This window comes from Streptomyces sp. MK37H, assembly GCF_018035285.1.
Taxonomy (GTDB): domain Bacteria; phylum Actinomycetota; class Actinomycetes; order Streptomycetales; family Streptomycetaceae; genus Streptomyces; species Streptomyces endocoffeicus.
Genome location: NZ_JAAAYH010000329.1, coordinates 1 through 10175, shown reverse-complemented (window position 1 = coordinate 10175; position 10175 = coordinate 1). Strand labels below are relative to the sequence as shown.

General features: G+C 70.9%; 9 protein-coding genes and 1 pseudogene. 4 read left to right on the top strand and 6 right to left on the bottom strand.

The window, feature by feature from the left end; all coding sequences use genetic code 11:
* Positions 1–25 precede the first annotated feature (25 nt).
* From GWI24_RS32780 to GWI24_RS32765, 4 genes are all read right to left on the bottom strand, one after another.
* A complete protein-coding gene (locus tag GWI24_RS32780) occupies positions 26–1171 on the bottom strand; it encodes a beta-ketoacyl synthase (RefSeq protein WP_210949695.1) in 1146 nt (381 codons plus the stop codon).
* A complete protein-coding gene (locus GWI24_RS32775) occupies positions 1168–2409 on the bottom strand; it encodes a beta-ketoacyl synthase (RefSeq protein WP_210949694.1) in 1242 nt (413 codons plus the stop codon). The genes GWI24_RS32780 and GWI24_RS32775 overlap by 4 nt, the downstream gene beginning before the upstream one ends.
* A gap of 39 nt (positions 2410–2448) precedes the next feature.
* Complete coding sequence (locus GWI24_RS32770) at positions 2449–2700, bottom strand: acyl carrier protein (protein ID WP_210949693.1); 252 nt, start codon at positions 2698–2700, stop codon at positions 2449–2451.
* A 286-nt stretch (positions 2701–2986) separates the two neighbouring features.
* A complete protein-coding gene (locus GWI24_RS32765; protein WP_210949692.1) occupies positions 2987–3736 on the bottom strand; it encodes a helix-turn-helix transcriptional regulator in 750 nt (249 codons plus the stop codon).
* A gap of 344 nt (positions 3737–4080) precedes the next feature.
* Here GWI24_RS32765 and GWI24_RS32760 point away from each other — a divergent pair, with 344 nt between their 5' ends.
* The 4 genes from GWI24_RS32760 to GWI24_RS32745 all read left to right on the top strand — a co-directional run bounded on the left by GWI24_RS32760 (position 4081) and on the right by GWI24_RS32745 (position 8867).
* Positions 4081–5646: an MFS transporter gene (locus GWI24_RS32760; protein ID WP_210949691.1), complete on the top strand. Its 1566-nt coding sequence runs from the start codon at positions 4081–4083 to the stop codon at positions 5644–5646.
* 75 nt (positions 5647–5721) lie between these two features.
* Complete coding sequence (locus GWI24_RS32755; protein ID WP_210949690.1) at positions 5722–6738, top strand: zinc-binding dehydrogenase; 1017 nt, start codon at positions 5722–5724, stop codon at positions 6736–6738.
* A 72-nt stretch (positions 6739–6810) separates the two neighbouring features.
* On the top strand, positions 6811–7593 hold the full coding sequence (locus GWI24_RS32750) for an LLM class F420-dependent oxidoreductase (protein ID WP_210949689.1): 783 nt from the start codon (positions 6811–6813) through the stop codon (positions 7591–7593).
* Complete coding sequence (locus GWI24_RS32745; protein ID WP_308344167.1) at positions 7590–8867, top strand: MFS transporter; 1278 nt, start codon at positions 7590–7592, stop codon at positions 8865–8867. The genes GWI24_RS32750 and GWI24_RS32745 overlap by 4 nt, the downstream gene beginning before the upstream one ends.
* Before the next feature lie 17 nt (positions 8868–8884).
* Here GWI24_RS32745 and GWI24_RS32740 read toward each other — a convergent pair whose 3' ends face one another.
* Together GWI24_RS32740 and GWI24_RS32735 are read right to left on the bottom strand one after the other, a co-directional pair.
* A complete protein-coding gene (locus GWI24_RS32740) occupies positions 8885–9937 on the bottom strand; it encodes an ABC transporter substrate-binding protein (RefSeq protein ID WP_210949688.1) in 1053 nt (350 codons plus the stop codon).
* 26 nt (positions 9938–9963) lie between these two features.
* Positions 9964–10175: pseudogene (locus tag GWI24_RS32735) on the bottom strand (ABC transporter permease); the annotation flags it as partial.

Genomic DNA, 10175 nt, shown 5'->3' with positions numbered 1-10175 from the left:
ACGACGACTTCGCCGGGGCCATGCGTCATCGGCCGGCCCTCTCGACGATGGCGACCGCGTTGACCCCGCCGAAGCCGAACGCGTCGATCTGCGCGACCCGCAGATCCCCGCCCTCCCGGGCCTCCTCCCGGACGAAGCGGAACGCCTCGGCCTCGGGCAGCGGTTCGGCCAGGCCCAGGGTGGGCGGCACCCGGCCGGAGGCCAGGGACTCCAGCGCGACAATGAGGCTGAGCAGCCCGGAGCCGCCCGAGGTGTGGCCGGTCATGCACTTTATGGCGGTCATCAGGGGCCCGCTGACCTCGCGGCCGAAGACCTCGGCGATGGCGGCCGCCTCGGCGGCGTCGTTCAGCTGAGTGCCGGTCCCGTGCAGCAGCACCAGGTCGATGTCGCCCGGTTTGACGCCCGCCCGCCACTGCGCCTCGTGCACCGCCCGCGCGATGCCCTGCGGGTCGGGGGCGGTCACATGGTTCGCGTCGCAGTTCATGCTGACGGCGCGCACCCGGCCGAGCGCGCGGGCCTCCGCGCCGGGCTCCTCCCGGCTCAGCACCACGGCGGCCGCGCCGTCGCCCATCAGCACCCCGCGGCGGTCCCGGTCGAACGGCCGGACGCGGTCGGGGGGTTCGCTGTTGACGCGGTCCAGAAGCCCGTACATCGACTCGGTGAGGGTGTCGACTCCCGCCACCACGACGGTGTCCTCGGCCCCCGTGGTCAGCAGGTCGGCGGCGAGCGCGAGCGCGTAGAGGGAGGCCGAGCAGGCCCCTGAGAAGGTGTGGGTGCGGACCGCGCCGAAACGTGTCCGCAGCGCGGTGCCGAAGTGCAGCCGGCCGATGTCGAAGGGCGTGCCGTCGCGCCAGGCGAGTTCGGCCGAACGCAGCTCCCGCAGCCCGGTGCCGATGAGGACGGGCACCTCGCTCAGGTCCTCGCCGAGCCCCGCCTGGGCCGCGGCCTCGCCGACCGCGCGCAGCAGCCAGTCGGTGGCCCGGCCGGGGAGGTCGGTGCCGGGCGCGGGGCGGTCGTCGATCTCGTAGGCGTGGCGGGTCCGGTACCGCTCCCGGTCGAAGCCGCGCAGTTCGCCGACTCCGCTGGTGCCCGCGCACAGGGCCCGGAAGACCTCGTCGACGCCCTCGCCCACGCTCGCCACCGCGCCCGCGCCCGTCACCAGCTGACTCATGACCAGTCCGCTCGGGCCTTGCCGAAGATGACGACGGCGTTGTTGCCGCCGAAGGCCAGCCCGTTGTTCTGGACCACCTTCAGGTCCGCTGCCACGGCCTGGTTGGGCACACAGTCCAGACCGCACTCGGGGTCGGTGTGCTCATGGTTGATGGTCGGCGGGATGAAGCCCTCGGTGAGCGCGAGGGAGCAGGCGATCGAGGCCAAGGCCCCCGCGGCGCCCATGGAGTGGCCGATCATCGACTTGATGGAGACCGTGCGCGGCGGGGCGGTGTCCCCGAAGACCTGGCGGATGGCGCGGGCCTCGGTGATGTCGTTGGCCTTGGTGCCGGTGCCGTGGGCGGAGATGAAGTCGACCTCGTCCGGCTTGACACGGGCGTTCTCCAGGGCGAGCCGCATACAGCGGACCACGCTGTCCTGGTTGGGGGCCACGGGGTGGTCCGCGTCGCAGTTGAGGCCGTAGCCGAGTACCTCGGCGTAGATACGGGCGCCGCGGGCCAGCGCCGACTCCAGGCTCTCCAGCACCAGGATGCCCGCGCCCTCGCCGGTCAGGATGCCCTTGCGGTCCTTGTCGAAGGGCTGACAGCGCTCGGGGGCGATGGTGCCCAGGCGGTAGAAGCCGGTGAAGGTCTTGCGGCACAGCGCGTCGGCCCCGCCGCACAGCGCCACGTCCACGTCCCCGCCGCGGATGGCGTCGTAGCCGTAGCCGACCGCGTAGTTCCCGGCGGCGCACGCGGTGGGGAGGGTGACCGCCTCGGCGCGGGTGAGGCCGAACTCCTGGGCGATCGCGCTCGACAGCCGTCCGGCGGGCACCCGCCGGGCGACCGTGGGATCCATCCGCTCGGGCCCCAGGTCCACTTCCTCCTCGACCAGATGGTCCAGGTCCCTGGACTCGCCGTCGGTCGTGCCGACGGAGATCAGACAGGGTATGTCGCGCAGCGCGCTCTCCGGCTCGGGGAATCCGGCGTCGGCCACCGCCATACGGGCCGCCGCGACCGAGAACCGGCTCGCCCGGCCCAGCGTCCGCACATCGAGATTTCGAATCCACCGGTCCGGCTCGAAATCCTTGACCTCACACGCCGTAGAACGGTCGAAGCCCTCCGTGTCGAAGGCGGTGATGGGCCCCGCCGCGCTCTTCCCGGCGCGCAGTCCGGCGAGGAATTCCGCCGCGCCGATGCCGATGCCGGACACCGCCCCGAGGCCGGTGACAACGACCCTACGACCCGGCTCACCACGCATTTCGCCCTGCCTTCCGAGGAGTCCGCCAGGATCCGGCGGTCACCAGCCCGCCGCGTCGGAGACAACCTCATAGACGCCCCGGAGGTTCACCATCCGGCTGAGTTCGGACTGGTCTATAACAATGTTGAAGGTCTTCTCCAATGCCGCGAGTATTTCAATGGCACGCAGTGAATCCGCGTCATGCTCTTCTTTGAAGAGACTGGTCTCGGTGACCTCGCCGGGGTCGATCTCAAGAATATCGGTGACGATTTCCTTGATGGTTTCACGACGCTCTTCGACGATGGCGGTCATTACCGCGCACCTCCATTTTCGGGCATGGGCAAAGCGACGAAGCTTCCGCTGACGCTAGGCGCCGGTCCGGGAGGGGACAACCCCAGAGTCCACTAGCTGTCACGCACCCGATGAACACCAGCGTTCGACTAGTCGGCGTGTCATAAAGCTGCAGATGACAGCCGGTTACCCCGCGGTCAGAAGATGGAATCTGCAGGAAGCTGCCAGGTCGTCGGCGGACAGAAGCGTGCCAATAACGTTCAAACCGCCAACAACCCGGCTGCCGCCCCGGTTGTGCGGCCCACCCCTACTCGGGGTCGGACTCCATCAGCCCGGCGCGCACGGCGCGCACTCCGGCCTGGAACCGCGATTCGACCTGCAGGTCCCGCATGATGTCGGCCACGTAGCGACGGTAGGTACGCACCGAAAGGCCGAGTTTGCGTGCCGCGGCGTCGTCCTTGTAGCCCTCCGCCATCAGCGTCAGCACCTCGCGCAGCACCCGGCCGCGCGCGCCGCCCTCGAACGACAGCGGCCGCATCGGGCGCTGGGCCGTGTCCCACATGCCGCACAGCAGTTGGTGCAGCATATCGGCCACGGTCGAGTTCTGGATCATCGAGGCGCGGGAGCCGCCGGGCTCACCCGGCGAGGCGTCGGGCGCGATGACCGCCGCGCCGTCCACGACCACCAGCTCCTGCCGCACCCCTTCGAAGACGCGCACCTCGAGGCGCGCCACGGTGCCCACCGAACGCTGCCACGCCGCGCCCCGGATGACCGCCGGCGGGCACAGCATCCGGGTCCTGACCCCCTTGCCCGCCAGCTGGGCGAGCGTCTGCCCGACGAGCCGGGCGTGGTCCTCGCCCGTGACCTCCGGCAGACTCCAGATCACATCCCGCTCGGCGCGCAGCACCAGCCGCGCCACCCACCCGGCCACGGCCTCCCCGTCCACCGGCAGTTCGGCGGACGCCGAGGCCAGCGCGGAGCGGCGGTGGTGGTGCACGGCGGACTCCAGGAGGCGTAACGCCTGGCCCAGAGTCTCCTCCAGGTTGTCCGACCCCATGTCCGGCTCCGTTCGAACCGCGCCCCCCGTTCCCACCTCCGCGTCAAATCCGTCAATAGGCACTCGCCCATTTGGTTGAATTCCGAAATGGCTCAAAGGACACCCCCGTTCCCTTTCCGGGAACAGTAACGAGCCCCCTGGCACACGGCAAGGAAGATCGTTCCTTATGGGACACTTCCCGCCGGGAAATACCCTCGCGTTCCGGCCACGACACCTCCCCGTGTCGGCAAGGGGCTGCGCCTCCGCTCGGCGGATTGGTAACTTCCTCTAGAGCCAGCACGCCATCCCTTGCCATACGACGCGGACCCCCCACCATGCCTTGGGTCCCGAAAGGCGCCGCCCCCATGGCTGCACAGAACACCGCGACCACCGATGCCACCCAGGCCGGTCCTTCACACTCCCCCACCGGTCGCCAATGGCTCGCGCTTTCGGTGCTCGTCCTGTCCCAACTCGCGGTGTGGCTGGACAACACCGTGCTGAACGTCGCCCTCAAGACCCTGGCCGACCCCACCGAGGGGCTCGGCGCCAGCCCCAATCAGCTCCAGTGGAGCATCAGCTCCTACACCCTGGTCTTCGCGGTGCTGCTGTTCACCGGCGGGGTGCTCGCCGACCGCTACGGCCACCGCCGCTTACTGCTCACCGGCATGGTGCTCTTCGGCGCGGCCTCCGCCTGGGCCGCCTACTCCGGCTCGGCCACCGAACTCATCCTGGCCCGCGGCGCGATGGGCATCGGCAGCGCCCTGATCATGCCCGCGACCCTCGCCCTGATCGCCCAGGTCTTCGACGAGCGGCACCGGGCCACCGCCATCGCCATCTGGTCGGGTTCCAGTGGAATCGCGATCGCCACCGGGCCGATGCTCAGCGGAGCGCTGCTCGACCACTTCTGGTGGGGTTCGGTCTTCCTGGTGAACGTGCCGATCGTGGTGGCGTGCGTGGCCGGATCGTTCGTATTCCTGCCCGGTGTGGTCACCCGGGTGCGGCAGAAGTTCGACCCGCTGGGCGTGGTGCTCTCCACCGCCGGGCTCTTCGCCATCGTCTGGGGCGTCATCGAGGGCGGCCACCGCAACGACTGGACCGACCCGGCCATCGTCGGCTCGCTGGCCGGGGGTGTGCTGCTGGTCGCGGTCTTCGTCCTCGTCGAACTGCGCGTCGCCAACCCCAGCTTCGACGTCCGGCTCTTCCGCGACATCCGCTTCACCGGCGCCAGCGTCGCCGTCATGCTCACGTTCTTCGGCCTCAACGGCTCGATGTACTACACCAGCTTCTATCTCCAGGGCGTCCACGGCCAGACCCCGCTGGAGTGCGGTCTTTCCATCGCCCCGGTCGCCCTCGGCGTGCTGCTGGGCGCCCCGCTCTCGGCCAGGCTGGTACGGGCCTACGGGGTGCGCCCGGTCGTCACCGCGGCCATGCTGATCGCCACCACCGGCTTCGTCGCGTACGTGTTCCTCGACGAGCACAGCGGACTGCCGCTGTTCTGGGTCTTCCTCATCCTCCAGGGCCTGGGCATGGGCGCGGCCGTCGCCCCCACCACCGAGGCCATCATGGCGATCCTCCCCGCCGACCGGACCGGCGCGGGCTCCGCCGTCAACAACTCGCTGCGGCAGATCGGCGGCGTCCTCGGGGTGGCGGTCCTCGGCTCGGTCCTGGTCAGCGTCTACCGCGACCGGGTCACCCCGCGCCTCAGCGGACTGCCGTCCCGTGCCGCCGACGGCGCCGCGGAGTCGCCCGAGGCCACCCGGCTGCTCGGCGCGAAGATGCGGCTGCCCCGGCTGTCGAACATCGCCGACGAGGGGTTCGTCCACGCCATGCACGTGGCCTCCGTCGTCGGCGCGGCAGCCGCCGCGGCCGGGGCCCTGATCATCTGGTGGGGCTTCCGCAGGACATCTTCCGGAGCGCGATCCAGCATGTGATCGTTCTTCCTTGCCACCCCCGCCGCCCCGGCATAGCCTCCCGGCACAACATCCGTAATCCGGAAGGCAGTTCACATGCGTACAGCTGTCATCACGGCGGCAGGCCAGGTGGAGACCAGAGAGATACCTGTCCCCGACATCGGTGACTCCGAGGTGCTGGTACGCATCGCGGCCTGCGGCATCTGCACCATGGAGGCCAATCTCTACGCGGGGCGGATGACGGTCTACCCCGCCGCCGCCGGACATGAGATATCCGGCTGGGTCGAGCGGATCGGCGCCAAGGCCGCCGCGCTGGAGGACATGCCCGCCGTCGGCTCCCTCGTCGCCCTCGACGGGCTGCCGCGCTGCGGCGCCTGCCGCAGCTGCCGACGCGGCCAGACCGCCATCTGTGTCGCGCTCCAGGGGCACAAGCGGGAGGACGGCGCGATCACCATGGGCGCGGGGCTCGCCGAGTACATCGCCCTGCCCGCCTCCCGGGTGTGGTCGGTCGGCGACGCCGACCCCGCCGTGGCCGCCATGGGCGAGCCGCTGGCCTGTGTGGTCCACTCGCTGCGCCGCGGCGGCTTCCGCGCCGGGGACCGGGTCACCGTCATCGGCGCCGGCTACATGGGCCATCTCCACCTCGCCGTCGCCGCGCGTCTCCAGGCCCGCGGCGTCGCGGTGGTCGAACGGGACGAGCAGCGGCTGGCCGCCATCGCGGCGGCGGGCGCCGACGCGGCCGTCACGCCCGAAGAGGTCGGCCAGCTGCCCCCGGCGGACGTGGTCTTCGTGACCATCGCGTCCAAGGAGGCCATCGCCTCGGCACTCGCCGCGGTCGCCGACGGCGGCACCATCGTCCTCTACGGCGGCGGCCCCGGCGGCCCGCCCGCCGAGCTCCCCGGCTATGAGGTGCACCGCCGCCAGCTGACCGTCACCGGCTCCTTCAGCCATGAGCCGGACGACTGGCGCGCCGCCGCCGAACTGCTGCGCGGCGGGCAGCTGTCCGGGCGGCTGGAGACGCTGGTCACGGCGCGCTACTCGCTGGACGAGGTCGAGAAGGCGCTCAAGCAGGCCGCGGAGACGCCCGTCTACCGCGTGGTCGTCACGCCGTAGCCGCCCCCACGGCGGGCGCGCCCGGACGAACCGTTTAGAGACTCGAACCGCCAAGAGAAAGGATTCCCCTCCGTGTCCCTGCGCGTAGGCGTCCAACTCCACCCCCAGCACACCGGAATCGCCGAGCTGCGCACCGCGTGGCGGGAGGCCGACGCCATCGGGGTCGACTCGCTGTGGACCTGGGACCACTTCCTGCCGCACACCGGCGACCCCGCCGGGCGCCACTACGAATGCTGGTCGCTGCTGTCCGCGATGGCGGTCGAGACCCGGCGGGCCACCATCGGGCCGCTGGTGAGCTGCACCGCGTTCCGCAATCCGCATCTGCTGGCGGACATGGCCCGCACCGTCGACCAGCTCAGCGGCGGGCGGCTGGTGCTGGGGCTGGGCGCGGGCTGGTTCGAGGCCGAGCACACCGAGTACGGGCTGCCCTTCCCCGGACCGGCCGGGCGCATGGACGCCTTCGCCGCATCCGTCACCGCCGTCAAGGAGCGGCTGGCCAAGCTCAACCCCGGCCCGGCGGGCCCGCTTCCGCTGCTGATCGGCGGCGCCGGGCGGCGGCGGACCCTGGAGCTGGTGGCCCGCGAGGCCGACTGGTGGAACTGGTACGGCTGGGCCTCCGAGGACCCGGTCGCCGAGTTCCGCGAGCTGGGCGGCGTGCTGGACGAGTGGTGCGAACGGGTCGGCCGGGACCCCGGCGCGGTGGCCCGTACGGTGATGGTCAACCCGGACCAGCTGCCGCTGGTCGAGGGGTTCGCCGAGGCCGGGGCGGTCCATGTGGTGCTCTCCCTCCCGGCCCCGTACGAGTTCCGCAGGGTCGAGGAGCTGCTCAAGGTGCGCGCCGCGCTCACCTCGTGACGGCCATACGCGCCACGGCGCCCCGTACGCCCCTGGGGCGCCGCTTCGGCCTGCTCATGGGCGCGCTGCTGCTCTCCAGCCTGGGCAACGGGCTGTGCTTCCCGTTCACCTCGATCTACATCAGCCAGTTGCTGGGGCTCGGCGGCCGGGCGGCGGGCGGCTACTTCATCGCGATGGCCGCGGCCAGCTTCGCCGCCGCCCTGGCCGGCGGACCGCTGGCCGACCGGGGCAGCCCGCACCGGGTGGGCGCGCTGGGCGGCGCGGCGCTCGCGGTCGGGTACGCCCTGCTGGCGCCGGCCGGTTCGGTGGCGCCGGTGCTCGCCTCGGGGGTGTGCGTCGGTGCGGGCTTCGGGCTCTTCTACGCCTCGATCGTGGGCATCGTGGACACCGCCGTCCCCGAGAGCGGACGCCGCTCGGCCTTCGCCATCCGGCACATCGTCAACAACGCCGGGATCGGGCTGGGTTCGGTCGCGGCCGGGCTCGCGCTGCACGGCGCGGCCACCCCGGTGGGGGCGCTGCGCTGGCTGTACCTGGCCAACGGGCTGGCGGCGCTGCCGCTGATCGCGGTGATCCTGGGCGTACGGCCCCGGGCCCGACCCGGGCCGGAGGAACGACCCGGGGCCGCGGAGGCATCCGAGTCCGCGGAGAAGTCCGGGGGCGGGCCGACCTATCGGACCCTGCTGCGGGCCCGTCCGATGGCGCTGCTGATCCTGGCCCAGGCGCTCTTCGCGATCGTCGGCTTCACCCAGATCGAGGCGACCGTACCGCTGCTGATGCACGACCGTATGGCGGTCACGCTGGGCTGGGTCAGCGCGGTGGTGGCGGCCAACTCCTTCGCCCTGATCGCCCTGCAGCCGCTGCTGCGCCGCCGGCTGGAACGGCTGCCGGAGACCGTGAGCCTGGCGGCCGGTCCGGTGCTGTGGACCGCGGCGTTCAGCTGCGGTCTGGGCGCGGCGCTGGCCGGGGAGGCGGCCCCGGCCGCCGTGCGGTACGGACTGCTGCTCGCCTTCGCGGTGATCTTCGCGGCGGGCGAGCTGATGTACTCCTCCGCCTTCTATCCGCTGCTGCTGCGCTGGTCGGGCGAGGCGGCGGTGGGCCGGGCGAGCGCCCTGGCGTCGCTGGCCTGGAACCTGGGCACCGCCTCCGGCCCACCGATCGGGCTGTTCGTCGTGGCCAACGCCTCGGCCACGGGCAGCTGGCTGGCCCTCGCACTGGGCGCGGCGGCCGCGTTCACGGTGGCCGCCGCGCTGCACAGCCGGACGACGGGCACCTGACCACCCGCCGAACCGGGCTACGACTTGGGCAGATACGACGTGTCGTAGGCATCCTCAGGCGTGACGCTCTTCTCCAGGAGCCCCTGGTCGTACATGAAGTCGGCCATCCGGGTCCAGGTCTGCGGGTCGATCGCGCCCAGTTCGCCCTGATCGTTCTTCATCAGCGGCGCCGTGGCCTTGAGCACCGCGCGGGCGTTGTTCCGCTGCTTCTCGCCGCGCAGCCCCGGTACGTACTTCTCGCTGAGATCGATGGCCTCGTCCTGGTGGTCGATCGCATAGCGCAATCCGCGCAAAGACGCGTCGACGAACTTCTTGATGTCGTCGCCGCGCTTGTCGAGCGTCTTCTTCTTGGCGCCGAGACCCACACCGACCAGCTGATCCCCCGCCGAGCCCGAGTTGAGGGTTATCGACCGGACCTCCTTGCCCGCCTCCTTGAACGAGACGGCGTCATTGTTCAGATAGCCCATCACCCCCTCGACCTTGTTTCCGGTGAGGGCCGCCTGCTGGGTGAAGCCGATGTTCTGTACCTTGGCGTCCTTGGTGGAAAGGCCGCCCTCCTTCAGAAGCGCCAGCAAACCGAAATAGGTCTCGCCGAAGGCACCGGGGGTGCCGATCTTCCGGCCCTTGAGGTCGGCGGGGGTCCGGATCTTCGATTCCTTGGGTACGATCAGCCCCACCGGGTATTTCTGGTAAAAGGTGGCGATGTCCACGACGGGCACATTCTTGGCGCGCGCCTGAAGCATCTCGTCGCCGCCCGCGTAGATCACATCTTCCTTGCCCGATGTGAGGGCCCCGAAGAGATCTTCGGCCGCGCCGTGGTGGCGCAGTGTCACATTGAGTCCGGCGTCCTTGTAGTACCCCTTTTCGGCCGCCACATAGAACGGCGAGAACTGGATGTTGGGGGTGTAGGTCAGCCCCACGGTGATGCTTGCGCCGCCCTTGACCCCCGCGTTCTCCGGCTCCTCGGCGCATGAGGTCAAAGTGGCCAGTACCACCACCGAGGCGAGGGCGGCCGCGCCCGTGACCCGATGTCTGTGGGCACGCCTCATGGACGTCTGCACGAAACGCACGTACTTCTCCTCTTGGGTGAAAGTTGTCAGTCGCGCTGAACGAGCCGCTCGACCAGGCGGACCACTCCGTACGAGACGGCGGCGAGAAGGCCGAGCATGACGAGCGTCGAGAACAGTCCGATGGTGTCGGCCTCCTGGCGCTGCACCGACAGCAGCTGCCCCAGTCCGTCGCCACCCATCACGAATTCGCCGACGACCGCGCCGGTGATGGAGAGCGTGAGGCCGTTGCGCACCCCCG